Origin of the sequence: Paracoccus aurantiacus (assembly GCF_007993065.1) — a bacterium.
Lineage (GTDB): Bacteria > Pseudomonadota > Alphaproteobacteria > Rhodobacterales > Rhodobacteraceae > Paracoccus > Paracoccus aurantiacus.
Map to the genome: position 1 here is coordinate 61,169 of NZ_VOPL01000008.1, position 24,085 is coordinate 85,253.

A 24,085-nucleotide genomic window follows, 5' to 3' on the forward strand; every position below is an offset into this window, starting at 1 on the left:
GCTGAACGATGGCGATGCAGCCGCTCAGGATCGTGTTCGATCTGGACGACACCCTGTATCTGGAGCGTGATTTCGCCTTCAGCGGATTTGACGCGGTGGGGGCATACGTCGCCTCTCGGCATGGGATCACCGGCTTTGCAAAGATCTGCCGCGAGCTTTTCGACGGCCCGCACCGATCCGCCATTTTCGACGAGGCGCTGCGTATCGCCGGTCTGGCAGGGCGGCAGCCCGTGGCGGAACTGGTCGCGCTGTATCGCGGGCATGATCCTCAGGTTGCGCTTTGCCCCGATGCGAAGCGTTTTCTGAACGCAGGCCGTGGCCCATTCGGGCTTATCACCGACGGACCAGAGGCCACGCAGCGCGCGAAGATCGCGGCGCTTGGCCTTGATGCCTTCTGCGATCAGGTCATTCCGACGGGTCAATGGCCAAAGGGTTTCGGCAAGCCGCATCCCCGCGCCTATGAGGAAATCGAAGCCTCGGCGCGGGGTCGACGCTGTGTTTACGTTGCGGATAACGCGGCGAAAGATTTCGTGACGCCCAACCGGCTGGGTTGGCTGACCGTGCAGATCCTGCGGCCCGAACGGGTCCATGACGGTGCCGCGCCTGACGCGGAACATGCCGCGCAGACCGTTATTACATCGCTGGATCAGCTTGAGGCGAAGCTCTCGGCTGTCTGAGGCACCGTCATCGCCTCGGCAATGATCGTGTCCCATTGCGACATGATATGCGCCGGGTCGAGTTTGTCCGCGACAATATGGGCAGATTTGCCCAGCCTTTCGCGAAGCGCTCGGTCGCTGGCGACCCATGTCATGGCGGCACCCAGCCCGACGATGTCGCCATTCGCGACCAGAAGGCCGTTCTTGCCGTCACGCACCATCTCGGACGGCCCGAACGGGCAATCGAACGAGATGGTGGGAAAACCGGAACATGTCGCCTCTGCCACCACGTTGCAGAAGCCCTCATAGCGCGAACTGACAACCACGGCGTCGCCCTTGCTCAGCCAGTCGGCGGCAGTCGGGACCAGCCCGCCCAGCCTTGCGCGGCCTTCCAGCTTAAGATCGCGAATTTGCTTTTCCAGCCTCGGGCGCGCCTTGCCTTCACCGAAGATCGTCAGATTGGCCGGCAATTCGCGCGGCAGACGTGCAAATGCGTCCAGAAGCATGTCGAAACCCTTCTGGTGATCCAACCGTCCGACCGCGACAAAACGGCACGTATCCGACGGCGGGGCAGGGGTATAGGCAACCGGAAGGCACGGATTGGGAATGATATGCGAGCGTGCCTGCTGCGCTGGCGGCAGGTCGGACGCGGCGCCTTCGGTTTGCATGGCGATCCCCGCCGCGCGGGGCATCAGCGCGATCTGAAGCCGACGCCAGAAGCGGGCGGACTGCACTGCAGGGTTGTTGCGTTCGGAAATCACGACCGGAATCCCGGTCCCTGTGGCCGCGAGAAGCGTCAGGCAGTTCACCTTGGTCAGGAAGCTGACGATGATATCCGGCTGCACTTTCTTTATCAGCCGCCGGATTGCGAAAGCTCTGCGGGGTTGAAGCAAGCGCCCACCAGGTTTTCGGTTCGGCGCGTCCAGCACATGCAGACGCACGCCTGCCGGGTAATCGAAAAACGAGCCCTCCTTGGGCATCACCATCGCCGCGACATCGACCTCGTCGCCCTGCGCCAAACGATGCGCTGCCACGTCAGCCATTACCTTTTCGGCGCCACCAGCCCCGAAGCCACCTTGTATGAACAGTATTTTCATGCCGCTAGTCTTCTGGCCTTTTGTGTTAGCGTGATTTGAGACTGTGGATCGCCGCCAATCAGGCGACTGCGCCGACCACTGCGAGTTTTCCAGGCGCATTCTGCGCCGCAGGTGTTTCGCGTTCCAGACCCATTTCGGTAAGAAGCAACCGATTCACGAGATGAACATCATTGTTTCGACAAACTCTGGCCCGCGCCTGCTGACCCATTCGTGCCGCGAGCTGCGGATCGTCGATAAAACGACGCATCGCAGATGCCAGCGCATCGACATCGCCAACCGGAACCACGAACCCGCCATCACCATCGCCGACCGTTTCGCCACATCCGGGCGCGTCGGTCGTGATGACAGGGCGCGCGGATGACATCGCCTCAAGGATCGTGCGCGGCACGCCCTCGCGCAGGCGCGTCGGCAGCACCAGAACATGACTGTCGGCCAGATAGGGGCGCACGTCACGCGTCGCGCCGTGGTAGACGACATCACCGGATTCGTGCCATTGCCGCAGCGTACCCTCGTCAACGGCGTCAGGGTTGGTGTCGGTCGGACCCAGCAGGGCGACCTGAAAGTCACGACCTTCCGCACGCAGGATGCGCGCGGCCGCCAACAGATCTTCCAAGCCCTTGCTGCGCAGCATCCGCGCGATGAACAGAAAGACCGGTGGGCCGTCGGGGATCGGCGTGGGTGCAAAACGCTCTGTATCCGCGCCCGATCCGGGTATCGCGACCATGCGGGTCTGTTCCGGGATCATCCTGAAGCGGCGCAGATCATGCAGCTCTGCCGCGTTATAGTAAAAGCCCAGTTTGACAGAGCGTAAGGCACGGCGGTGCAGTTCTATCGCGATGCGCCGGACCAGACGGCGCTTGCCCTTGGGGTTCGGGTCCGAGAAGGCGTAGCCAAGCCCGGTGAACAAGGGGTAGCAGCGGGTGTTCCCTTCCAGCCGCGCGGCGAGTGTGCCCCAGACGATGGGCTTCATCGTATAGGGAAGCACCACATCAGGACGGCGATCGCGGATCAGCTTCCGAAGGGCCGAGAGCGTTTTCAGATCCTGTGCCGGGTTCAGGCCGGTGCGGTTCATCGGGACGCTTAACGGCTCGATCCCTTCGGCGCGCAGGGTCGACTCTGTTTCGGGGTCGAAATCGGGCGCAGCCGCAAGGACACGGTGCCCGTTCGCCACCATACGCCGCATCAGATCGAGACGGAAGTTGACCAGCGACCAGGCGAGGCCAGCGATGACCAGAACAGTAAGGCGTTCATGCGCGCCAGCCGGAACAGCGGCGCGCATTTCGCGCGTAGCAAATTCGGTCACGCGAAGGCCTTTCCTCGCCCAGGATCAGAATTCGCGTGGCTTTCATCGCGGCGTGCGGTCTGTGCGGCTGCAATCTGGCCGCGATTGCTGGGCCTGCTGACGGGGCGCGGGAAGGGTCGCACATCGCTTTCGGGCTGTTCATCACCAAAGCCCGGCACGAGATCGACCAGCCCTTTCCGCACCGCCTCTGCATTGCCAGAGCGTGCGGCCTGTTCCAATTGCAGCAGGCTTGCCCGAAGGCGAGAGATCGGCACCGGATGCGGGATTGCGCAGCTTACGCCAGCAAAGCCAGCCGGGGTGATTTTCTCGTTGCGGTCAAACAGCTCTTCAAACAGCTTTTCGCCCGGACGGATGCCGATATAGTCGATCTTGATGTCTTCGCCCGGCACCTTGCCGGCCATGCGAATCATCCGCTCTGCAAGATCGACGATGCGGACCGGCTTGCCCATGTCCAGCACGAAGATGCGGCCATTGTCGTCGTTCATCCGCAGTCCCTGCGCCGCGGCGACAAGCGTCAGCTCGACCGCTTCGCGGATGGTCATGAAATACCGTTCCATGTCCGGATGCGTCACGGTCAGCGGACCGCCGCGCGCAATCTGTTCCTGGAACAGCGGGATGAGCGAGCCAGAGGAGCCGAGCACATTCCCGAAGCGCACCGCAAAGAAGCGCGTATCGCAGCCGGTGTCGCGGCTGATGAGATCCTGCGACTGGCAATAGAATTCTGCCACCCGCTTCGTCGCGCCCATGATGTTCGTGGTGTTCACGGCCTTGTCGGTCGAAACCTGCACGAAGGCGCGCACGCCGACCGAGCGCGCGGCATCGCTGACATTCCGCGTCCCGATGACGTTGGTCAGCACACCCTCGCAGGGGTTCGCCTCGACCAGCGGGACGTGCTTCAGCGCGGCCGCGTTGAAGACCATGTCCGGCTGATGTTCTTCGAAGATCGCCTGCAGGTGAACTCGGTCACGGATGCAGCACAGGTGCAGCTTGCGCGGCACGTCTGGGAAATGGCGCGCAAGCAGGCGGTCAACCTGATAGGCGTTGAATTCACTGTTCTCGATCAGCACGATCTCTGCCGGATCGAGCGAGGCGATCTGGCGCACCAGCTCGCTGCCGATCGAGCCGCCGGCGCCTGTCACAAGCACCTTCTGACCACGATAGGTTTCGCGCAGCAGCCGCATCTCGACGGTCTTCTGCGGACGGGTCAGCACGTCCTCCGGGTCTATGGTCGCGGCGGTCGCACCGCCGGTAATATCCGCGTCGTCATCCGTCAGGTTGCGCAGCATGCGCACCTTGATGCCCTGAGCCTCTGCCCAGGCGCTCAAGGTTTCGATCCCGTCGCGGTCGAAATGCGTCACCGTCTTGGTCAGCAGAAGACGGCGCGGCATCTGCCCCGAGGCCGTCAGCCTGCGGATGACCGCGGCGGGATTGCGGATCGACCCGAGGATCGGCACCCCATGATACAGAAGGTCCGTGCTGTCGAAGGAATCGTCTATGATTCCGATGACGCGGTATTTCGACAGACCATGGAAGGCGGCGCGAATGAACAGATCGCTGGTGGCATCAAGCCCGACCAGAACAACCGGCAGGCCATCGGCGCTTGCCATCGGGCGGTTGCGCAGATGCTCGCGGGTGCGCGCGATCACGCGGACGCCGACGAATTGCAGCAGCATGCTGATAAGCATGATGGGGAAGGTGGTCAGCGGCAGCTGGTACATCCAGCCGGTCCCGCGGGTCAGCAAAAGGATCAGGATGACCGAAAGGGTTGCGCCGGGGATCAGCGCCAGCATGCCCGGCATCGTAGTCGAGTGGCGGTGCCGCCGATAGAAGCCCGATGCGAACAGAATGGGCATCGTCACCAGCAGCGCAGTCAGCACGAAGCCCGGCACCACGGCACGTTCGACCGCACTGAAATACGAACCCGAAGCGAGAACGACTGCAATCGAGGCAGAAAGGGCGATAGCGACCGCATCTGCAACGACGAGTTTTCGATTTGAACGGAGTTCCGACTTATTAAAACGCAATTTTTTCGTCGCGGCACCACTGTACCGACGAAGCTCTTCCAGGTTCGCTTGCATGACTACTATACCCCAGGCGCTGCGCAGAGACTGCGAGCGGCCGTTTTCCCACCTACACGAATTAACTCTGCCTATCATCGCATGTTTGCAGGTGCAGAACCCCGTCAATTCAGACGGGCTGGGAAAATACCACCTAGGGTCGATGAACGTGGGATTAATACACCATTGATACAGATTTGCGCTGCATTGCATGGGGCATAGCGCGTGATCGCCGCGATGCACCCTGATTGCGGTTCAACTTTTAATTGAATTGTTGATGGTCGCTGCAACGCAGCTGCTAAGGCGCGGTTAACTTTAGGCAAAGTCTCGCGCCGCTCTGCTCGGCGGCGATTCGCCGATGACGTAAGGGCAACTATATAACAGTTGACACCCTATCCTTTGTCAGTGCGCCATATGTCGAAATCCGTCGCGGTAAGCTTCGACAATTCGTCGATCTGAGGCTGATAGTAGCTCCGCACGGCCGACTTGAGCGAAGGCTCAAAGGCCGGATAGCGCTGCGGGCGCGCGACAAGGTTTCGCAGCTTCACCATTGGCGCAGTCTCCCTAAGCGGATCGAGCAATGGCCGGAACGGGGCCAGAATCTTGCGTAAAGGACGTGGAACCGCCGTCGCACGGGCATCTTTCACACGGGATTGCAGGGGCGGCGCAAGCGCATCGCTCAGCCCCAGATGTTGACCAAGCTTCGCAAGCTGGCCCTCCGGATCGCTGAGAACGTCTTCATAGCGCAGAACCAGAATTTGCTCTGGTGCGAACAGGTCATAGAAGCGTTGCAGGTGATGCGCATAGCGTCCGTCGCCCAGAAATCGGCCCTCCGCCGCCTTGTCAGGGTCCAGATGCTGCGCGATATCCGCATCGACTTCGCCGCGCCGCAGCAACATGCAATAGTCCGAATAGGCGCGTGCGACCGGGTTGCGCAACTGAAAGACCAGCTTTACATCGGGAATATGCTTGTGAATACGCGCCGCGGCTTCCGGTTCGGTCAGATAGCTGTTCGATTTCTCGCCCAGAAGAACGCCGTCCGGCGCCTGCCCAAGTTCCTCAAGATACGTGTCAATGCCCTTGTCGTAACGACGAGAGAAGAAATGCGGTTCGTGATCGGGCATGTGGATCGCGGCAGATTGCTGAAGCGAGCGCTGAAGCCATGTGGTCGCCGATTTCGCTGCGCCGGCAATGATAAAGTCGGGCAGCCGTAAAGCATCAGTCATCGGTCGTCATTCCTCATTCGCTTGGACGGAAGGCGGCAGAATATCCAGCGTATCGCCGGGCATCAGCCGTGCCTCTGGTGAAACTTCGTTGCGATCTGCGCCGCGTGTCACAACGAAAGTCAGATCGGTTTCCGCAATCGTACCCGCGTCCTGTGGCGTTGCGGCATCCATCATCGCGGTGAACTGCGCGCGCGCAGTCCTTTCCTGAATTTCTGCGGCAGAGATTTCGGATTGCAGTTGCGACAGGCGAAGCAGGCGATCCGCGATCGCATCGGTGCTGATCGTGCTGCTGTCACGCTCTGCCTGATTAAGCTGTTCGTCCAGCAGCAGCTGCGCGGTTTCCAGTTCCAGCCGTTTCGCTTCAAGATCGTTCAGCGAGGTGGACAGCGAGGTCACGCGCGCATTCACCGCAAGCCCACGCTCGTTAAGGCTGGTGATATCCTCCAGCTCCTTGCGGGTGGCCGCGATCTGTTCGTCACGCAAGGCGAGCTGCTGCTGCAGCCTTTCGCCGCGTTCGCGCAACACGGTCTGAAGGTCGTTATAACTGTCCAGCCGCACCTGCCGCGCGTGGCGGTCCGCATCCTGAAGCTGGCTTTGCACGTCGCCGACGGGTGCGGCACCCGCGACAGGCGCGGGCGCGGTGTCGCCCGCTTCCAGCGCAGCAAGCTCGGAACTGATGCGCGCCTGTTCTGCCTTCAGCCAGCGCAGCCTGTCAGCGGCGGCGGTCGCTTCGCCCGACAGCATGATGCCGCGGGCGATGTCGGCGCTTTGCGGCGTCCGGAATATGCCACCGGCAAGGGCAAGCGCCTGCCGGGCGGTCAGGCCGGGGTGGAACGGCACCGCGCCTCTCTGTTCAACAGCGCCCAGCACATAAACCGGCAGGCTTGAAACGAGTTCGACCGAAAGCTGCGGCTGGTCGTCCAGCCCGGCGCGGCGGCGAAGAAGATCGGAAAGCTGGTCTGCCAGATCGGATTGGGTCAGGCCCACAGCGCTCAGCGAACCGGTCAGCGGAAGATGCAGATTGCCTTCGGGGCTGATCGTGTATTCACCAGACAGACCTTCCCAGCCGGTCATGCTGTTTTGCCGAAAGTCCCAGGTCATGACCCGGATCAGAAGCTTGTCCTGCGGCTGAAGGCGGTAAGCTTCCTGTGCTTCGGCGGCGGCGGGCTGCGGCGATTGCGCAAGGGCGGGCAGGGACTGGACCATCGCGGCCGCCAGCACGAAAGTCGCAAATGCCGCGCCGCAGGGTTGCGCAATGCGCCTCGCGAACGGCGCGAAGTTCTGGTCTTTGCGTTTGCCTTGGCTCATGTGTCTCCTGCCAGCTCTGCGAGCCAGCTCTCCACGGCAGAATGACCGGTTGAGTCAAGGATCTGCCAGGGATCGTCGGCGCGGTCGGGATCAAGACCGGTTTGCCCGGCCTCCCACTCGTCGGGAAGCAGGTCACCGTCGCTGTCTTCCGGCGGCTGCGATGGCGGGATGTCGGCCCACCCGTCCACGGCCCGGGGATGGTCGATGACCTTGCCGCTGCAATCTGCCAGATTGGACAGGGCGCGCTTGTCCAGACGGTCACGGTGGCGGTGTTCCGGCAGGTTATCGCCCGCCCGTTCGGGCAATACGGTCAGCAATTCGCCAACCGGCATCGGCTCGATTGTCGTGGGGATGGGTTCTGCCGCCTGATGGGTTTGCGCATCGGGCCCCAGAATGTCGAACGGGGTGCCGGTTTCGCAATCCCGCGCCTCATTGTCGTTCGCCCAAACCGAGATATCGTTGCCGTCGGTCCAGTCGAAGACCTCAAGCGCGACATTGGCACGTTCTGTGGACGAGGGGCCGCGCAGCGCGAGGTTTCCAACATAGGCCACCTGAAGGTCGCCGAGCAGGTCGTAGAACTCTCCGAACTGGCTGATGGCGTCGTAGAAGATGTTGTTGACGACCTCGATCGGGCCGGTATCGGTTCCCTTCAGGTCCGGGTTCCGGTCGCGGTGGTGAACGAAGATATTGCGCAGCAGGCTGATGCGCCCGCAGGAATTGTTGGTTCCGTCCCCCGAGCAGATCAGCGCGCCCTTGGAATGGCGGCCTTCGGGATGTGTGGAATGATCCAGGCTGAAGGCCAGAATACTGTCTGCCAGTGTGATATCCGTCGCCGTGCCGTTATTGACGTGGATATTGAAGCTTTCGTCGACCGAGAACATCAGAGACAGATTGCCGAAATAGAGATTTGAGGCATTCTCGACCGTGATGCCATCGACATTCGGCGCGCCCTTGACACCGGGACCTGGGCGCAGCTTCAGAAAGCGCACGACCACATCGCGAGCCTCTTTCACGATGAGCGGCCCCTGACGCGATTTGGCGTTGCGAAGCTGGATGCCATCACCCGGCGCGGTCTGACCCGCGATATAAAGGTTAGAGCGCGCCATCAGCGCCGAGCGCAGCATGATTGTCCCCGAAACCCGGAAGACGCAGACGCGCGGTATCTTCTTTTCGACGCAGTTGCGCAGGCTTCCGCGCCCGCTGTCGCGCAGGTTGGTGACCGGGATAAGCTTGCCGCCGCGCCAGCCTGTTGCTTCTGCACCATAGCCGACCGCGCCGGGAAACGCGGTTTCGGCATGGCTCGCGCCGGGCATGGCTGCGGTGAACAGAAAAAGGCCTATGGCCAGAAGCACCGCGCCGGCACCTTTGGTCTGCGCATCAGTAATAGCCATAACCTCCACCCAGGTTCATCTGGCGATAACGACGCGGGTCAATATCGTTCAGGACAGTACCGGAAAGGCGGACGCCGCTGTCTTCCAGCCTTTCGACGCAGTTGCGCAGCGCGCTTTCAGGGGTCTTGCCGGCACGCACGACCACAAGCGTCTCGTCGGCCAGAATACCCACCCGCGCGGCATCGGCCATGCCCAGAACCGGCGGCGTGTCGATCACGATCAGGTCGTATTCCGACGTGAGCTGCGGCAGCACCGTCTCACCGAAGTCGTCGATATTCTTCGGCGTCAGGCGGCTGTCGCGGTCGATCCGCAGCACATCGAAATTCTCGTATTCCGGCACGGGATAGATTGCGTCACCCACAGGAACGGAGCCGTCATTCAGCGCGCCTAGCGGGTGCGCTTCGCGGTTGCCTTCGATCATCAGGCTGGCGCCGGCACGATGCGGATCGAAGTCAAGCAGCAGCACACGTTGTCCATCAAGCGCCGCGACTGCGGCGAGCGAGGTCGCCACGGTCGACTTGCCCTCGTTCGGCAGGGCCGATGTGACCATGGCCAGCCGGTGCCGGACATTGCTTGTCCCCTGGCTGGACCAGATCGTGACCAGTGACCGGATCGCCTCTGAGAACTCTGATCGCGGGAAGCGGCGCAGAAAGCGCGTCGGCGCATGTTTGCGTCCGAACAGGCGACGACCTGCGAGGCGCGGGATATTGCCCAGATTGGGAAGCTGCGTCAGATGTGTGGCCTGCGCGCCGGTCCAGATCTGGCGGTTCATGCTGCTGCGCAGCAGCGCCAGAATAAACCCGAGGACCAGCCCGGCAGGCAGCGCCAGCGCCAGCGTTGTCGGGATATTGGGCCAGGACGGTTCGTAAGGTACCTCTGCCGCTGTCACCTGACGGGCATCGGGATCGACCTGATCGCGCTGCGGTTCAAGCTGATTCAGGCGTTCGACCATGGTCTGATAGCGCGTGCTCAGCAGATCGACGCTGCGTTCCATCCGGCTGAGCTGCATTTCGTTGCGCGTACGCTCGGCCAGTTGGTCCTCGACCTCTTTCAGGTCAGCTTCCAGCTTCTGACGCTCTGCCGTATCGCCTTGCGCGCGACCGTCCATGACCGCCAGAACCGATGTCATGTGGCTGCGTTCGCGGCGCAGCCTTTCGGGAAGCTCTGCGTCGTCCAGCACATTCTCGCGGATGAAGTCCGCCATCTGCATCTGTTCTAGCGTCAGTTGCTCGCCGCTCGTGTCGATCTGGCGGCGCAGGTATTCGGTTGAACGCTCGATCCCCTCGACCTGGCGGGTCACGGACTGGTCAATGAACGCATTGACCACGCCATTCGCGATGTCTGCGGCAAGCTGGGGATAGGCGGCCTCGGCCATGATGGTGATGACCAAGCTCTCGCCGGTGCGCTGAACGCTGTAGGATTTCAGCAGCTTGTCGATGACGGCGCGCGCACGTTCGGAACTTCCCAACGGCGGGCCGTCCTCCGTCACAGGCAGAAATTCCGTGTTCGCGAACAGGTCCAGACGCGAGGCGACATCTTCGGCAAAGCTGCGCGAGCGCAGGCGGTCCAACTCTGTCTCGACCCGTGCCCTCGTCAGGTCATAGACCTCCATCTGGGTGTCGATCTGGCTGATCCTGACCTCGGAATTGGTCAGCGCCATTGCCGACTGAGCCGAATAAAGCGGGGTCTGGCGCATCAGATAGGCGGCAGTCCCGCCTATCACCAGCAGCACAACGACGAGGATCAGCCAGATATTGCGCCGCAGAAGCTGCATGAACTCTTCGCTGTCCATGCGCTCGACACGGGCAGGTGCGGCCTTGACGGGTTGGCGGGGGCGACGGCGGATCGGGTCGTTCATGCTGCTACCGCCGGCTGTGCCGCGCTGCGCTCTGCCCGAGCGCGGTGATAAATTTCGTCATGGCGTGCGATATAGTCGCGCATTGAAAGCTGATCCTCGATCCGTGCACGCGCGCCCGCGGCAAGCGCCTCGCGCTCTGCCGGGGGGAGTTGCAGGAAATGTTGAATGGCGTCTGCCATAAGGTCGGGCCTCTCGGGGGGGCAGGTTGCACCGGAATCGCCGACGAGCCAGGCGCAATCGCCGATATCTGTGACGACCGGGATGACACCGGATGCCATTGCCTCGCCAACGGCCAGAGGCAGGGCCTCGCCCCAGGCGGAGGACAGAAGATAGACATCCAGCCCGGGCATCAGCTGCGCGATGTCGTCGCGGGCAGGAAGCGCCGTGAAGCGTTCCTTGATCCCAAGCTTCGATGCTTCGGCAGCGGCGGGGCTGTCGGGCTGGCCGGCGCCGATCAGCACGCCGTGCACATCCATGCCGCGTTCGGCAAGGGCCGCGACGGCGCGCGTGAAGCTGACATGGTCTTTCATAGGATGCGCGCGCGCCACGCTGCCGACGACAAAGCGGCCTTCGGGAATGCCGGCAGCCGCGCGCAGCCTTTCACCAGCAAGGGGATCAGGGCGAAATTCTGTCGTATCGATGGCATTCGGCACGAATTCGTTGCGATCCGCCTCAAGCCCGTAGGCGAGATGCTGCTCCGCCGACTGGCGAGAGCAATAGGTCAGGCAGTCGGCCCGGCCTGACAGCATGCGCAGCCCGCGAAGAACGGCCCGAGTCATGGGCTTTTCCTTTGCCGGATCGGAAAGTGAATGATGGATCGCCCAGACCAGCCCGATATCGGCGCGCCGCGCAAGCCGCAGCGCCAATGCCGAGATGAGGCTTCCATGATACATCCATCCATGCACGACATCGGGCGATTTACGCGCGATGATCGACCGAAGCCGACCGATGGCGGAAGGGATGCGCGCGGCGGAACCCGCCTGAAGGTCGATAACCTCGACCCCCGCATCGCGAATCATGTCCGCAACCGGACCGCAGGGCATCATCGAGACGACTGTGTGGTTACTGCGGGCGTCGCCGAGGGCGCGGAGATAGCGCAATAGCATGATCTCAGCGCCACCGATCGCGGTGCCCGTAATCACATGAACAATTTTAGCAGGGGCCATTTTCCGGGAAACAATGCAACTAGAGGTACGCCCTGAAACTAATCCAGAATGCCGATCAAAGAAATGGAAACTTGAAAAAAATGTCGCGGTGCAGCAAGATGGGGGGGTCGAAATCAGGTTTATCAATCTCGTTTCAAAGACATGCCCCGTTTTGGGCAGTGCTGTGGTTGTTGTGTTGAACAGGTAGTGGACGGTTAACGTGACTCGTAATCAAGAGGTGCTGATCGCGTTCCTTCTGTTCCTGATTTCTCTGCCAATTCAACTTATCGTTGCATTAGCTTTGCGAATTCAACTCGGATCGCCGTTAATGTTTCGCCAGACCCGCGCGGGTCTGGATGGGCGCAATATCCTTGTCCCGAAATTCAGGACCATGTCAGACGCGCGCGATGCGAATGGCGATCTGCTTCCCGATGCCGAACGAGAGACGCGCTTCACCAGAATCGTGCGACGCCTGCGCTGTGACGAGCTTCCACAGCTGTGGCTGGTGCTGCGCGGCCAGATGGCCCTTGTGGGTCCGCGCCCGCTTTTGCCTTCGACATTGGACGGGTTCGGTGCGCTGGGAAAGCTCAGGAATTCTGTCCGGCCGGGTCTGACCGGATGGGCGCAGGTGAACGGGAACACCCGGCTTTCGAATACCGAAAAGCTGGCACTCGACCTTTGGTACGTCGCGCATCGCACGCCACGTCTGGATCTGCGTGTGCTGGCCGAGACGATAATGGTGCCGCTGCGCGGCGAAATACGTGATGATTCGCGCCTGAACGCCGCGACCGAATGGGCACGCGCCCAGTTCGGCGCCTCGCTCGACGCTGCTGCAAAGGCGAATGCATGACCGCAAAGAACAACCCTCTCACAACCGTATTCATCGGGGCGGTTGAAGGCTCTGCCCGCGCGCTTCAGGCGCTTTGCGAGGCGGGCATGGCCCCTGATCTGGTCGTGACGCTGCCGCTTGCCAAAGCTGATTCGCATTCCGATTTCGCCGATCTTGCGCCGATTGCATCCGAACACGGAATTGCGCTGCGTCGCGTTCCGCGAACCGATGATGCCGATCTGGTGCAAGAGCTTCGGGGCCTGAACCCCGACCTGATCCTCATCATCGGCTGGTCACAGCTTGTCGGGCGCGAGATGCTGGACCTGCCGCGCCTTGGGGTGATCGGTTTTCACCCCGCGCCGCTGCCGAAGATGCGCGGGCGGGCGGTGATTCCCTGGCAGATCCTGACGGCGCAGCGCCAAGCCGGCGCAACCCTGTTCTGGATCGACGAGGGTGTCGATGACGGCCCGATCGCCGCGCAGAGCGTCTTTGACATCGACCCCGAGACGATCGACGCGCGGGGCCTTTACGACCTTTCCGTGAACGAGATGGCGCGGCTTTTGCCGGATCTGGTCGGCCAGCTTGCCAATGGCGAACGCCCCGCAACGCCGCAGGATCACGCGCAGGCCAGCATCTGTGCGCGCCGCCGGCCCGAAGACGGCGAGATCGACTGGACCAGAAGCGCCGACGAGATCGAGCGTCTGATCCGCGCCGTTGGCCCCCCCTATCCCGGCGCTACAACACGCAGCGCGAAGGGAGCGACCGTTACAGTCACCCGCGCAAGGCGCCACCCGCGCGAGGGCTATTTCATCGGAATGCCGGGGCAGGTGCAGGACGTTGCCCCTGACGCCGTCACCGTGATGTGCGGCGATGGTCGCTGCATAGATCTGCTGGAATGGAACGGACCGGAAAAACTTGGCCGACACACGATTTTGGGAAGGACTTAATGGCTTCAGGTATCGCACAGGAAGGACCTGTTCTGGTCATCGCACCGCATCCCGATGATGAGGTGCTGGGCGTGGGCGGCACCATGGCGCGGCTTGCCGATGCCGGGGCAGAGGTCCATGTCGCCATCGTCACAACGGGGCGCGCGCCGCGTTTCGCAGCCGATCAGGTTGATCGCGTCCGGGCCGAGGCCGCAGCCGCGCATGCCCTTCTGGGCGTCACGCAGACCCATTATCTTGACTGCCCGGCGGCGGAGCTGGGCGAATTTGCCCATGCCGATCTGAACCGTGCGATTGCGACCATCGTGCAGCAGATTGGCCCCCGCACGCTGTTCGCGCCGCATCCGGGCGACATCCATCTGGATCATCAGCTCAGCTTTCTGTCGGCGCTTGTCGCGTCGCGGCCGCACCAGCATGACTATCCGGCGCGCATCTTCGCCTATGAAACGCTGTCGGAAACGAACTGGAACGCGCCCTATCTGACGCCCGGCTTCCTGCCGAACCTGTTTGTCGACATCACGGATACGCTGCAGCGCAAGCTGGACGCCTTCGCGCTGTTTGAAAGCCAGCAGAAGGCGCCGCCGCATGAACGTTCGGTCGAGTCGCTGACCGCCCTTGCCACCCTTCGCGGCGCGACGGTCCACCGTCACGCGGCAGAGGGCTTTGTCACCGTAAGAATGGTAGAATAGATCATGCAACGCTCTCAAACATGGCCGGTCTTCGACGACGAACAGATCGCGGCGGTCACCGAGGTCATGCGCTCGGGCAAGGTGAACGCGTGGACCGGACCGGATGTGCGCGCCTTCGAAGACGAGTTCGCGGCCCATACCGGCACGGCCCATGCGATCGCAATGGCCAATGGCTCGGTCACGCTTGATTCGGCGTTGCGGGCGCTGGATCTTCAGCCCGGTGACGAGGTCATCGTCAGCCCGCGCAGCTTCGTCGTTTCGGCAAGCTGCGTACTGCTGGCGGGCGGCACCCCGATCTTTGCCGATATCGACCGCGACAGCGGCAATATCACACCCGAAACCATCGCGCCGCTTATCACCGAACGGACGCGGGGTATCATTCCGGTGCATCTGGCCGGCTGGCCCTGCGACATGGCCGGTATCATGGCGCTGGCGGGTAAGCATGGCTTATGGGTGATCGAGGATTGCGCGCAGGCGCATGGCGCGCGGATCGACGGGCAAATCCTTGGCAGGTTGGGCACAATCGGTTCCTACTCGTTCTGTCAGGACAAGATCATGTCCACCGGCGGCGAGGGCGGGATGATCGTGACAGATGACGACGCCCTTTATGACCGGATGTGGAGCTTCAAGGATCACGGCAAGGACCGCACGCTTGTCTTCGCGCCGAATCCGGCCCCCGGCTTCCGCTGGCTGCACGCGGCCGGACCGGGAACCAACCTTCGCATGACCGGACCTTCGGCGGCGATCGGGCGCGTGCAGCTTCGCCGCCTGCCGGAATGGCATGAGGCCCGCCGGGATAATGCGGCACGGCTGGCATCCGCGCTGGAACAGTCCGATTTGCTGCGCATCCCTATGCCGGATGACGGACTGACGCATGCCTGGTATCGCTTCTATGCCTATGTCCGGCCAGAGCGGATGGCCAAGGGCTGGGACCGCGACCGCATCCTTGCCGAAGCGAACGCCCGTGGCCTGCCGGTCTTTTCCGGAAGCTGTTCGGAAATCTATCTTGAGGAGGTATTCGCCGCGCCCGGCAACCGCCCCGCAGAGCCGTTGCCTGCGGCCCGCGAACTGGGCGAGACGAGTCTGGCCTTCCTCGTTGATCCGACATGGACAGCGGCAGAGCTGGACACCCTTACGTCCTCTCTGCTTGAGGTTCTTTCAGATGCCGAAGCGTAGGGGCATACCAGTAACCCGCGCAGGCGGCACGGGGAATGCTTCGCTTTCGCAGCGATACGATCCCGGTGGCGGCGATGACTAGCCGCACCGCCCCTGTCAGACGTCAACGGATCATCATTTGCACGGCAGATACGGCTTTGCGCGCCGATCTTGGCGATATGCTGGACCAAAACGGTTTCACCGTGGTCTGGGCGCGCGATTCCGATCATGCGATGTTTCTGATGGGCGATCTGCGGTTTGCGGCGATGGTGTGCGATCAGGCGCTTCCCGATCATGACGGGATCGCGTTTCTTCAGCAGATCCGGCGCGAACGGCCCGATCTTGGTGAAATGCCGATCATCGTCCTGTCGGAATTTGCCGAGCCTTCGGACATGGTCGCGGGACGTTTGGCGGGGGCTGACGACTATCTTGTGAAGCCGGTCGATCACCCGATGCTCGTCGCCTCGCTTGAGGTGCAGATCCGTCAGGCGGCGCGGGTCAGGCTTGCGGTTCTGGAAAAGGAAAGCGCAGAGGGTCGCTCTCCACGGTTGAACGCGGCATTTGACCTGATGGACCGCCTGTCCTTCGGCATCGAGCTGTTTGACGCGCAGGGTCACGAGATTTTCTGCAATCGTGCAGCGCGCGGCTTGCCAAGGACGAATGCGGATACGATCCGGGGATGGGTCGCGCGTCATGTGGGGCAGGCGAACCGCGCGGAAAGCAGCGAGATGCTACCGGGTCCGGGCGTGCTGGATTTCCGCATGATCCCGACCGGCGTTTCGCACAGCAATACCACGCAGCACCTGTTCGTGGTGATTCTGGCCCTGACCGACCCCGGCGAGCCCGAAACGGTCTTTGCCGCCACGACGTTCGCCTCGGCGCATTGGGGCTATCTGGGCGGCGAACTGGTCGCCGAGGCGATCGGGCTGACCCCGACCGAATCCCGGCTGGCGGCGTTTCTGGCCGAAGGCATGCGCTTGGACGAAATCGGTGAAATGATGTCGATTGCGCGGCCGACGGTGAATTACCACCTGCGCAATATCTATCAGAAAAGCGGCGCATCCCGGCAGTCGGATGTCATCAACCTGCTGCGAGCCGTTCACCTGACCGATGCGCAGCATCTTTCGGCGCATCCCGCTGACGGCTCGCGTCGTCAGATCGGCGGGGAAAGCCGGTCGTAGATTTCGGAAATCTGGCGGATATGGATTTCACGCCCGTATTTCGCGGTGACATCTGCCTGCGCAGCACGCGCGATGGTGTCGTAAAGCGCCCGGTCGGCGCTCAGCTTCAGCGCGGGGGCAACGAAAGCTGCGGGGTTCTCTGGCTCGACCAGAAAGCCTGTTTTCCCGTCCTCGATCGCCTCGGGATTGCCGCCGTGCCGCGTCGCGATCACCGGCGTCCCGAGATACATCGATTCGATCAGGGTGCGCCCGAAGGGTTCGTGCAGCGCGGTGACGATGTTCAGATCGACCCCGGCCATATAAGGCGCAAGCGGCTTGCGGAAGCCCATCAGATGCACCTGAGACTCGATCCCGAGTTCGTTCGCGCGCGCGGCGCATTGCTGGTCCAGCGTCGAATGCGCCTCGACCGAGCCACCGAACAGAAGCCCGTGGACCGGCCGGTCGGGCATCGCGCGCGAGATTTCGGCGACGGCCTCGGCAAAGCGGACGGGCTTCTTGCGTTCGGTAAGCGTGCCGAACCAGCCAAGAAGCAGCGTTTCGGCGGGAAGGCTCAACTCTGTCAGGATCATCTGACGGGCATCTGCCTTGTCGGGGATATCGGCGCTGAAATCGAAGGGGCTGCGCACGACTGTAAAGCGGCTGCTGACCGACCGGACCGGGCGCACGGGATGCGAAAATTCCGATACGCTGACGATCGCGTCCGAAAACAGCGGCGCGAGCTTGTTGATGCCAAAGGCGCGCGGGTCCTGGCGGTGATGCCAAAGATGCCTGCGCCCCGCAAGTTTCGTCGGGATGACCCAATTGGTGTGGATGCGGCCTTCATTGGTGTGAACGATCTGGGGATCAATGCGGCGGATCTCGGCCATGAGGCGCGGGATGTTCCGCAGAAGATAGCGCGGCACACCTATATCGGCCTTCCGCGGGTTGTTCCGGCTGCGCATCAGCGGAAGATCCGGGGCGACTTCGAAATCCAGACCCAATTCGCGGGCATAGGCACCGACCTTCCCCTCTTGCTGGTGAAGAAGAATGCGCGGATCGAAGCGTTCCGGGTCCAGACCCGCAATCAGATCAAGCGCCGAAACGTGGCTGCCGCCGAGTCCGGTATCGCCGGCAAAGGGAAACAGGATGCGTGTCCGCGCCATGACCATGTCCTTGATTGAGTGGCCCGCAGCCGCACTCGTTACGTCGGGGCCAAGCCGTAGCACGATCGCTTGCGCGGGACAAAGCGTCTTGCGGCGAATCCCTTGCGGCCACATAATCGGACGGTCTTTTCACCGTGCTGACGGTTACGGAACACAGTTTTGACCGAGTATACCCTTTTGACGGACACGGCCGCGCCGCCGCAAGCGCGCCATCAGTCGCTTTGGCGCGCCGAGATGATCTTTGCCGGGATCACGGTCTTTCTGTCGCCAATCAACTATCTTCGCGCGGATTTCGCCTATGTGACGGCGAGCGATGTCTTTGCAATGATGACGCTGATCCTGATGTACGTCACCGGGCGCATACCCCTGCATCCGTTCGGGCGGGCATCGAAGGCGTGGTATTGCAGCGTGTTTCTGCTGATCTTCGGGCTTCTGGCAAGTTCGGCGGTGAACGGCGACCTGCAGGCGGGGCTGGAAGTGGTCGCCCAATATTGCTTTTCGCTGATGCTCATTCCGCTGCTGTTTCTGCAGCGTCCGCGCGCAGAGGTGCTTCTTCTGATCAAGATCTTCGTGCTCGCCATGGTGTTCGTCATGCTGCACGGTGCCTGGTATATGGAATTCGCGCCCAAGGATTTCCGTTTCGTCACCCCCAGCGGACGCCTGTCATCGCTGGTCGAACGCGAGAATGCCGCAGGTGCGCTTGCCGCGCTCGCCATCACGTTCAGCATGTGGATGTATTTCACCGGACAGATCAGGATGTATCTGCTGCTCATCCTGATTGCGCCGCTGGGATACGGTCTGCTGCTGACGGGGTCGAACACCGGGTTCTTCCTGACGGCCATAGGCATGTTCAGCCTTGCCCTTTTCAGCGGCGCGTTGCGCCTGCTGGCCGGTATGGTCGTCGTGGGCTTTCTGCTGTTCTTCGTGATCTACAATTGGGGAGAGCTGTTTCTGCCGGAAATCTTCATCAAGCGCGTTCTCGGCGCGCTGGAGACGGGAAATCTGGACGAGGCGGGCACATTCTCGGACCGCATGTTCCTGATCCACGAGGCTTATGGCGTCACGCGCGATACGATCCTGCTGGGGCTTGGCGCGAACCAGTATCGTCTGATCAGCGCCGAGGGCGCGCCCGTCCATAACACCTATCTGCTGCTGCTTGCGGAAGGTGGGCTGATAAGCCTCCTGGGGCATTTCGGGATGATGATGACCGGGCTTCTGGTCGGGTTGCCGGTGCTGCTGTCGCGCAAGACCCGCTGGTACGGCGCGCTGACAATCACCACCATCGTCATGCTGGCGCTGGTCCAGAACGGGCTGGCGCATTTCTATGCGCGTTTCTGGGCCGTGCCCTGGTTTCTGGCGATTTCGCTCAGCCTGATACCGGATGCCGAGGATGAAGAGCCGGACGACGCTTACGAATACCCATAGCGCCGCATCCGCTTGCCAAGAAGCCTTTCCACCTGTCGCTGCGCCGACGGCGACATACGGTCCTGCCAGTTCATGTCGGCCTTCAGCGACATCGGCCCGGACATGCGGATGCGGCTGCCCGCGACCTGATGTTCGGCTGCGATAGCCTCACCCGCCGCGATCCGGTTGCCGAGATCGGCAAGATCCAGGCCGACCGCCTCGCCTATTGCGCGGAGCGTTGCAGCCGGATCGGCGACGAGGTCTTCGTAGCGGACGCGGATCGCGTGCCCTTCCGGGATAAGCCGCATCAGCGCATCGGCGCCAGAGTTCACGAAGTTCCAGCGCAATGCCGTCCGCGCCACCGGGTGCGCGCGCAGTTTCTTCTGAACGCCGGCCGCAGTATCGACCTTCATCGGCTTTGACATCGAATAGGCAACGGCACGCGGGTCGCGCACCAGATGTATCACGCGCATATCCAGTCCGTCGGCCTGCGCACCACGCGCCAGCGCCAGACCGCGACCGGGCGATTTCGAACTGTCGAGCAGCACGGGCTGGCCCGCATGTTGCGCAGAAAGACGCATTAGCGCGAGCGTCTGATCGTAATACTGCCGCCAGCTTTTCCCGCCGAGATAGCGCGCAGGCGACACGACCGGTTCGATCCGGCGCTGCAACCTGGCATGCTCGGCCAGATCGACCCCGCCGGCCTGCCAGTCCGCCATGATCTTCGACCACAGCACGCAATCCTGCACCCTTTCGTGGCACGAGCAATATTCGTTATTCGGCCAGACGTGGCGGCAGATCGTGGACATCTCTCCCGCCCCGAAAACAGTCGGGTCGCTGTCCAGCATCATATCAAGCAAGGTCGAGCCGCTGCGACCGTAACCAACTATAAAAACAAGTTTTTCCAACACAACGGTCGCCTTCCGCTTTTCGTTCGGCGTCAGAATGGGCCGCGCCGCCCGTCATATCAAGCGATTACGACGCCAGTGCCCGCGTGATCTCCGGGAAGGCCGCTGAAACCAAATCACAAGGCCAAGCGCAACAATCGCTGCCCCCATCATCGCGTGTCGCGAGGTGATGCCAAGCCTTGCCTGTGCGCTGTGGCGATAACGCGGATCGAACAATCGCGTGTCCGACAGAAACTTGCCGAGCACGGTTTCGTCTTTTGGCACGATCGGGCGAAGGCCGCGTCCGGTCTGCGGGTTCAGGCTGTCCACCGCCGCGACCAGACCGTCGCGACGGATCGCCTCGTCCACCTCGGCGGGTTCACAGTTCATATGCTCGCCCAGCAACCGGTTGCGCAATTCGCGCACGGTGCGGCGGTCATCATCGTCATCCGCCTTCAGCGCGACATCGCATTCCGTGTCAAAACCCATGGAGCGCCGGTCAATATTGCTCGACCCGATGCGCAGGAAGCAGTCATCGATGATCGTGACCTTGGCGTGAACGTAAATCGCCTCCTCGGCGGCGTTGACGGGATACAGGATGCGAAAGCGCCCCTCATGATCTGCGGCCTGCAATTCGCGGATCAGCCGGCTGCGGGTGACATGCATCGCCTCGTCTTCAACAAGGCCCTGCGCGGCGTCGGGGTTAATGACGACGATGTCCGGGCCGCCCTTCTCGGACAGGCGCGCAGCCACGGCTTCGGCGATTTCATCGGATGAAAAATACTGAGATTCCAGATAGACGTAATCTTCTGCGGCAGCGATGCTGTCCAGATAGAGCGCCTCGATCTCTGCCGTGATCGAGGAATCCTTCTCGGGCGGCTCGGTCCGGGCTATCGCGATGTCGATATCCTCGAAATCCGGCTTGATGCAGTCCGGCCAAAGATGCTTGCCGGGCTTGAACGCCTCATCCATCGGCTTGCCCTGGGCGCGTTGCCACCGGATGCGGGTCAGCCCGCCAAGCGCGGCGGCGGCCGGTCCCGAAATGGCTGTGGTCACGTCATGCCAGGGCTGCGCGATCTCGCCATTCTTCAATGTTCGAAGCTGATCTTCAGGCGCATGTTCCGGGGTGTCCCAGCGACCATCAGTCACGTCGATACCACCGCAGAAGGCAAGAGAATCATCTATCACGACAATTTTCTGATGATGACAGGCACCGATCGGGTGGTGGCCATCGAAAGCGAGATGAACCTGTTCTGGCGAAAGCAGTTTGATCTGGGCGGCGGGAAGTGTGCGGCCGGGCGCGATCAGGGCGCCGCCGCTCCATTTCAGCAGATAGATCTCAAGGCCGGGGCGGCGGTCGACAAGCGCGTCGATGAAGGGACCGATCTGGTTGGGAAACCCGTCGGGTGCGTTTCCGTCCGCATCGCCCTCTCCCGGCAGCATCTCGATCTCGAAATCGAAATCCCATCCGACCAGCGTCACAAGGCGTTCAGCCTGCAGAAGCGATTCGCGCAGAGCGCGGAAATAATCCGCGCCATCGACGATCACGGCGAAACGGTATGCGGTAGCAACGCGCCAGCAATTGCGGTCGCGAAGGAAGCTGAGTTGTTGCATGATGTTAGGCCTGCGTCGCTGTTGGTCCTGATCTGAACACGTCAGTATTGACGAGGTTCCGTCGCGAGCATGCCGAGCGGCAGCAAAAAACCCGCGGCCACGAAGGACCGCGGGTTTTTTGGTGCCCAGGAGAAGACTCGAACTTCCACGCCTTGCGGCACACGGACCTGAACCGTGCGCGTCTACCAATTCCGCCACCTGGGCAGGTGTCGTGAGGCGGGTGATTAGCCGTCCGGCATGGGGGTGTCAACGGGCATTCGCAAAAATCTTGCCAGCTTCATAACGGCGGCTTGATGCCGCGAAAAACGCCCCGCGCTTGCCCGTCACGGGTTGTCGCGCTATCAGCTTGAGAAAGCCGTGAAAGAGGGCCAGCTCATGTCGAAGATCGTCACGATTTATGGTGGTTCGGGTTTTGTCGGACGACAGGTCGCCCGCCAGATGGCCAAACTCGGCTGGCGCGTCAGGGTGGCTGTGCGCCGCCCCAGCGAAGCCCTGTTCGTGCGCACCTATGGTGCCGTCGGCCAGGTAGAGCCTGTGCCCTGCAACATCCGGGATGAAACCTCTGTCCGGGCTGCGATGTATGACGCCGATGCGGTGGTCAACTGCGTGGGTATTCTGGTCAACGAAGGGGCGAACCGTTTTGCGCCCGTGCATGTCGAGGGCGCGGGTCGCGTCGCGCGGCTGGCCGCAGATGCCGGTATCACGAATTTCGTGCATATCTCGGCGCTCGGGGCCGATGCCGAATCGGACAGCAACTATCTTGCCACGAAGGCCGAGGGCGAGCGCGCTGTGCTGGAGCATATGCCCGATGCGGTGATCCTGCGCCCGTCCTTCATGTTTGGCCCGGAGGGCGGCCTTTACGAGCGTCTGGCAAGCTCGATCGGGTTTGGCCCTGTCATGCCCATTGCCGGTGCTGGCACAAAGCTTCAGCCGGTTTATGTGCAGGATGTCGTCAGCGTCGTCGAAAAGGCGCTGCTCGGGCAGGTTGCGCCCGGCATCTATGAGCTTGGTGGCCCGGATGTCGTGACGTTGCGCGAAGCCGCGACCGAGACGCTGGCGGCAACCTATCGCCGCAAGGCAGTTGTCGGGGTTCCGTTCTGGCTTGCCGGAATCGGGGCCGGTGCGCTGGATATCGCATCTATGCTGACGGGCGGGCTGCTGACGAACCGGGTGCTGACGCGCGATCAGCTTCGCACCCTGCGTCGCGACAATGTCGTGTCAGCCGATGCCACCGGGTTCGACGAACTGGGGATAGAGCCGACATCGGCGGAATCGGTCATCGGTGACTATCTGTGGCGGTTCCGCCCAAGCGGGCAATATGCGGATATGACGGCATCTGCGAAGAATCTTCGCGTCCGCTGACTTTGCGTCTTTGACGCCATCAAGGGATATTCTGCGTGTCTTATTTCAGTGACGTGCTCTTCGGTATCATCGAAGGCATTACCGAGTTCCTGCCGATTTCCAGCACCGGCCACCTGCTTCTGGCAGAGCACTGGCTGGGTCCGCGGTCCGATATGTATGTCGTCGTCATTCAGGCCGGGGCGATCCTTGCCGTGACGATGATCTACTGGCGACGGCTGGTTGACCTTGCCCTTGGCTGGGGCGAGCCGGAGAATCGCGATTATCTGGCCAAGTTGATGACAGCGTTCCTTATCACGGCGGTTCTGGGCCTGATCGTGGACAAGATGGGCTTCCAGCTGCCAGAGACAATCACGCCCATTGCCTGGGCGCTGGTGATCGGCGGTATCTGGATGATGTTCGCCGAACATTTTGCCGGGAAACTGCCCGACAGTGTCCGCATCACCTGGCGCGTTGCGATCGCGGTCGGTATCGCGCAGGTCGTGGCCGGGGTTTTTCCGGGCACGTCGCGCTCTGCCACGACGATCTTCGTGGCAATGCTGCTGGGAACCTCGAACCGTGCCGCCGCGACAGAGTTCGCGTTTCTGGTCGGCATCCCGACGATGTACGCCGCCAGCGGCTACAAGCTGCTGGAAGAGCTTTCGGGCGGGGCCAGCGGCGAAAACTGGGCCGGACTGGCGGTGGCGTTCGTCGTATCAACCGTGACCGCCTTCATTTCGGTCAAATGGCTGCTGGACTATATCCGCACCAACAAATTCACGGTCTTCGCCGTCTACCGCATCATTTTCGGCGCTATTCTGCTGGCCCTGGCCTGGGGCGGCTTCGTCCACTGATCTGTGT

20 protein-coding genes and 1 tRNA gene are annotated in these 24,085 nt (G+C 62.1%); 9 read left to right on the forward strand and 12 right to left on the reverse strand.

Features of this window, described 5'->3' with window-relative positions; all coding sequences use genetic code 11:
• Positions 1-8 precede the first annotated feature (8 nt).
• Positions 9-677, forward strand: coding sequence for an HAD family hydrolase (locus tag FQV27_RS16055; RefSeq protein ID WP_147100503.1), 669 nt, complete (start codon positions 9-11; stop codon positions 675-677).
• Here the strand turns inward: FQV27_RS16055 and FQV27_RS16060 are convergent.
• The 8 genes from FQV27_RS16060 to FQV27_RS16095 all read right to left on the reverse strand — a co-directional run bounded on the left by FQV27_RS16060 (position 647) and on the right by FQV27_RS16095 (position 12,062).
• The gene (locus FQV27_RS16060; protein WP_186827332.1) at positions 647-1,753 is read right to left on the reverse strand and encodes a glycosyltransferase; all 1,107 of its coding nucleotides are present in this window, start codon (positions 1,751-1,753) and stop codon (positions 647-649) included. The genes FQV27_RS16055 and FQV27_RS16060 overlap by 31 nt on opposite strands.
• Positions 1,754-1,811: 58 nt before the next feature.
• Positions 1,812-3,056, reverse strand: a complete 1,245-nt coding sequence (locus tag FQV27_RS16065; protein WP_147100507.1) for a glycosyltransferase family 4 protein — start codon at positions 3,054-3,056, stop codon at positions 1,812-1,814.
• Positions 3,053-5,080 carry a polysaccharide biosynthesis protein gene (locus FQV27_RS16070; protein ID WP_186827333.1) on the reverse strand — a complete coding sequence of 676 codons (2,028 nt, stop codon included), beginning with the start codon at positions 5,078-5,080 and terminating at the stop codon, positions 3,053-3,055. The genes FQV27_RS16065 and FQV27_RS16070 overlap by 4 nt, the downstream gene beginning before the upstream one ends.
• Before the next feature lie 425 nt (positions 5,081-5,505).
• A complete protein-coding gene (locus FQV27_RS16075; protein ID WP_147100511.1) occupies positions 5,506-6,339 on the reverse strand; it encodes a sulfotransferase family protein in 834 nt (277 codons plus the stop codon).
• A 6-nt stretch (positions 6,340-6,345) separates the two neighbouring features.
• Entirely contained in the window at positions 6,346-7,647 is a 1,302-nt protein-coding gene (locus tag FQV27_RS16080) for a polysaccharide biosynthesis/export family protein (protein WP_147100513.1), read from the reverse strand.
• Positions 7,644-9,038 (reverse strand): pectate lyase family protein, encoded by a 1,395-nt coding sequence (locus FQV27_RS16085; RefSeq protein WP_147100515.1) that lies wholly within the window; start codon positions 9,036-9,038, stop codon positions 7,644-7,646. The genes FQV27_RS16080 and FQV27_RS16085 overlap by 4 nt, the downstream gene beginning before the upstream one ends.
• The gene (locus FQV27_RS16090) at positions 9,025-10,896 is read right to left on the reverse strand and encodes a GumC family protein (RefSeq protein WP_147100516.1); all 1,872 of its coding nucleotides are present in this window, start codon (positions 10,894-10,896) and stop codon (positions 9,025-9,027) included. Before FQV27_RS16090 ends, FQV27_RS16085 begins: the two co-directional genes overlap by 14 nt.
• Positions 10,893-12,062 carry a glycosyltransferase gene (locus FQV27_RS16095; RefSeq protein WP_147100519.1) on the reverse strand — a complete coding sequence of 390 codons (1,170 nt, stop codon included), beginning with the start codon at positions 12,060-12,062 and terminating at the stop codon, positions 10,893-10,895. The genes FQV27_RS16090 and FQV27_RS16095 overlap by 4 nt, the downstream gene beginning before the upstream one ends.
• A 217-nt stretch (positions 12,063-12,279) precedes the next feature.
• On the opposite strand from FQV27_RS16095, the gene FQV27_RS16100 reads away from it, so the two are divergent.
• From FQV27_RS16100 to FQV27_RS16120, 5 genes are read left to right on the forward strand one after another with little or no spacing between them, the layout of a single operon-like run.
• Positions 12,280-12,891 (forward strand): sugar transferase, encoded by a 612-nt coding sequence (locus FQV27_RS16100; protein WP_246133141.1) that lies wholly within the window; start codon positions 12,280-12,282, stop codon positions 12,889-12,891.
• On the forward strand, positions 12,888-13,817 hold the full coding sequence (locus FQV27_RS16105; protein ID WP_186827335.1) for a methionyl-tRNA formyltransferase: 930 nt from the start codon (positions 12,888-12,890) through the stop codon (positions 13,815-13,817). Before FQV27_RS16100 ends, FQV27_RS16105 begins: the two co-directional genes overlap by 4 nt.
• Complete coding sequence (locus tag FQV27_RS16110; RefSeq protein WP_147100525.1) at positions 13,817-14,503, forward strand: PIG-L deacetylase family protein; 687 nt, start codon at positions 13,817-13,819, stop codon at positions 14,501-14,503. The genes FQV27_RS16105 and FQV27_RS16110 overlap by 1 nt, the downstream gene beginning before the upstream one ends.
• Before the next feature lie 3 nt (positions 14,504-14,506).
• Positions 14,507-15,679 (forward strand): DegT/DnrJ/EryC1/StrS family aminotransferase, encoded by a 1,173-nt coding sequence (locus tag FQV27_RS16115; RefSeq protein WP_147100527.1) that lies wholly within the window; start codon positions 14,507-14,509, stop codon positions 15,677-15,679.
• Between the two features lie 35 nt (positions 15,680-15,714).
• On the forward strand, positions 15,715-16,839 hold the full coding sequence (locus FQV27_RS16120; RefSeq protein WP_147100529.1) for a response regulator: 1,125 nt from the start codon (positions 15,715-15,717) through the stop codon (positions 16,837-16,839).
• Here FQV27_RS16120 and FQV27_RS16125 read toward each other — a convergent pair.
• Positions 16,812-17,981, reverse strand: coding sequence for a glycosyltransferase (locus FQV27_RS16125; protein WP_186827336.1), 1,170 nt, complete (start codon positions 17,979-17,981; stop codon positions 16,812-16,814). The two genes, FQV27_RS16120 and FQV27_RS16125, sit on opposite strands and share 28 nt — an antisense overlap.
• 159 nt (positions 17,982-18,140) lie before the next feature.
• On the opposite strand from FQV27_RS16125, the gene FQV27_RS16130 reads away from it, so the two are divergent.
• A complete protein-coding gene (locus FQV27_RS16130; protein WP_147100533.1) occupies positions 18,141-19,406 on the forward strand; it encodes an O-antigen ligase family protein in 1,266 nt (421 codons plus the stop codon).
• On the opposite strand, the gene FQV27_RS16135 is transcribed toward FQV27_RS16130, so the two are convergent.
• The 3 genes from FQV27_RS16135 to FQV27_RS16145 all read right to left on the reverse strand — a co-directional run bounded on the left by FQV27_RS16135 (position 19,391) and on the right by FQV27_RS16145 (position 22,090).
• On the reverse strand, positions 19,391-20,296 hold the full coding sequence (locus FQV27_RS16135) for a sulfotransferase family protein (RefSeq protein WP_281290032.1): 906 nt from the start codon (positions 20,294-20,296) through the stop codon (positions 19,391-19,393). The two genes, FQV27_RS16130 and FQV27_RS16135, sit on opposite strands and share 16 nt — an antisense overlap.
• A 51-nt stretch (positions 20,297-20,347) precedes the next feature.
• Positions 20,348-21,886, reverse strand: a complete 1,539-nt coding sequence (locus FQV27_RS16140; RefSeq protein WP_147100537.1) for a phospholipase D-like domain-containing protein — start codon at positions 21,884-21,886, stop codon at positions 20,348-20,350.
• Positions 21,887-22,005: 119 nt separating this feature from the next.
• A tRNA-Leu gene (locus FQV27_RS16145) sits at positions 22,006-22,090 on the reverse strand.
• A 171-nt stretch (positions 22,091-22,261) separates the two neighbouring features.
• Here FQV27_RS16145 and FQV27_RS16150 point away from each other — a divergent pair.
• Both FQV27_RS16150 and FQV27_RS16155 read left to right on the forward strand, forming a co-directional pair.
• Entirely contained in the window at positions 22,262-23,248 is a 987-nt protein-coding gene (locus FQV27_RS16150; protein ID WP_147100539.1) for a complex I NDUFA9 subunit family protein, read from the forward strand.
• Positions 23,249-23,283: 35 nt separating this feature from the next.
• A complete protein-coding gene (locus tag FQV27_RS16155) occupies positions 23,284-24,078 on the forward strand; it encodes an undecaprenyl-diphosphate phosphatase (RefSeq protein ID WP_147100541.1) in 795 nt (264 codons plus the stop codon).
• Positions 24,079-24,085: the final 7 nt, after the last annotated feature.

Excerpts from the sequence above, each read along its gene's own strand:
- FQV27_RS16075 (WP_147100511.1), bottom strand. The coding sequence starts at position 6,339 with ATGACTGATGCTTTACGGCTGCCCGACTTTATCATTGCCGGCGCAGCG.
- FQV27_RS16115 (WP_147100527.1), top strand. The coding sequence starts at position 14,507 with ATGCAACGCTCTCAAACATGGCCGGTCTTCGACGACGAACAGATCGCG.
- FQV27_RS16110 (WP_147100525.1), top strand. The coding sequence starts at position 13,817 with ATGGCTTCAGGTATCGCACAGGAAGGACCTGTTCTGGTCATCGCACCG.
- FQV27_RS16140 (WP_147100537.1), bottom strand. The coding sequence starts at position 21,886 with ATGCAACAACTCAGCTTCCTTCGCGACCGCAATTGCTGGCGCGTTGCT.
- FQV27_RS16125 (WP_186827336.1), bottom strand. The coding sequence starts at position 17,981 with ATGGCGCGGACACGCATCCTGTTTCCCTTTGCCGGCGATACCGGACTC.
- FQV27_RS16120 (WP_147100529.1), top strand. The coding sequence starts at position 15,715 with ATGCTTCGCTTTCGCAGCGATACGATCCCGGTGGCGGCGATGACTAGC.
- FQV27_RS16055 (WP_147100503.1), top strand. The coding sequence starts at position 9 with ATGGCGATGCAGCCGCTCAGGATCGTGTTCGATCTGGACGACACCCTG.
- FQV27_RS16090 (WP_147100516.1), bottom strand. The coding sequence starts at position 10,896 with ATGAACGACCCGATCCGCCGTCGCCCCCGCCAACCCGTCAAGGCCGCA.
- FQV27_RS16060 (WP_186827332.1), bottom strand. The coding sequence starts at position 1,753 with ATGAAAATACTGTTCATACAAGGTGGCTTCGGGGCTGGTGGCGCCGAA.
- FQV27_RS16095 (WP_147100519.1), bottom strand. The coding sequence starts at position 12,062 with ATGGCCCCTGCTAAAATTGTTCATGTGATTACGGGCACCGCGATCGGT.
- FQV27_RS16150 (WP_147100539.1), top strand. The coding sequence starts at position 22,262 with ATGTCGAAGATCGTCACGATTTATGGTGGTTCGGGTTTTGTCGGACGA.
- FQV27_RS16105 (WP_186827335.1), top strand. The coding sequence starts at position 12,888 with ATGACCGCAAAGAACAACCCTCTCACAACCGTATTCATCGGGGCGGTT.
- FQV27_RS16080 (WP_147100513.1), bottom strand. The coding sequence starts at position 7,647 with ATGAGCCAAGGCAAACGCAAAGACCAGAACTTCGCGCCGTTCGCGAGG.
- FQV27_RS16085 (WP_147100515.1), bottom strand. The coding sequence starts at position 9,038 with ATGGCTATTACTGATGCGCAGACCAAAGGTGCCGGCGCGGTGCTTCTG.